The 911-nt window shown below is 66.7% G+C and carries 1 pseudogene; it reads left to right on the top strand.

The features are described from left to right. A pseudogene (locus E2L05_RS20940) lies at nt 1–911 on the top strand (chromosome segregation protein SMC); the annotation flags it as partial.

Raw genomic sequence — 911 nt, 5'->3', positions numbered from 1 at the left:
AGCGCTTGCTGCCGAAGTCGCTGCCCTTCGGCGGCTTGTTTCGCGCGATGCCGGGGACGGCCCCCAGATCCTAGATGAGGCGCGGGTCGCGGGCGGGTACGAGCGGGCGTTGGGTGCGGCGCTGGGCGATGACTTGAAAGCCTCTCGCGCTGGGCAAAGCGGCAGCGGCTGGGCGCTTTTGCCAGATTACGATGCGCCGCCTCCTTTGCCAGATGGCGCCAGCCCACTGTCGACGCATGTTGCGGTTCCCGATGTTCTTGGCCGCAGACTTTCGCAGATTGGTCTGATCCAGCCAGAACAGGCGGACGCACTGCAACCGCTTTTGCAGCCGGGTCAGCGGCTTGTGTCCAAGGCCGGTGATTTGTGGCGTTGGGATGGGTTTCGGGCTGCTGCGGCGGATGCGCCGTCGGCGGCGGCGCTACGGTTGGAACAGATCAACCGTCTGACCGAACTGGAAGAGGCGCTGGCCGAAGCCGAGGCAAAGGCCGAAGCCGCCGAGGATATGCATCAGCGACTGACCGATGATTTGGCGGACGCTTCCGAGGCCGACAAACAGGCGCGAGCGGAACGCCGGGCCGCAGATGCCGCGATGGCCGAGGCAAGCCGCAACCAGACGCGGGCAGAGGCCGATCGCGCCTTGGCCGAAGGTAAAGTCGAAAGCGCGACGTTGGCAGTGGACCGCCACGAAGAGGCCGCCAGTGCCGCCCGGATGCAGGTTCAGGATGCAGAGCGTCAGGCGGCGGCGCTTCCGGATCTGGGCGAAAGTCGGGCGCAGGTCGAAGACATCAAAACAGCGGTCGAAGCGTCGCGGATGACGATGATGACCCGCCGCTCCGCCCATGACGAGGTGAAACGCGAAGGTCAGGCGCGGCTGGCGCGGGGGCAGGCCGTGGCCAAGGAGCGCGCGCTCT

Origin of the sequence: Meridianimarinicoccus aquatilis, from assembly GCF_004358675.1 — a bacterium.
Classification (GTDB): Bacteria; Pseudomonadota; Alphaproteobacteria; order Rhodobacterales; family Rhodobacteraceae; genus Meridianimarinicoccus; species Meridianimarinicoccus aquatilis.
This window is presented reverse-complemented; position numbering and strand designations above follow the sequence as displayed.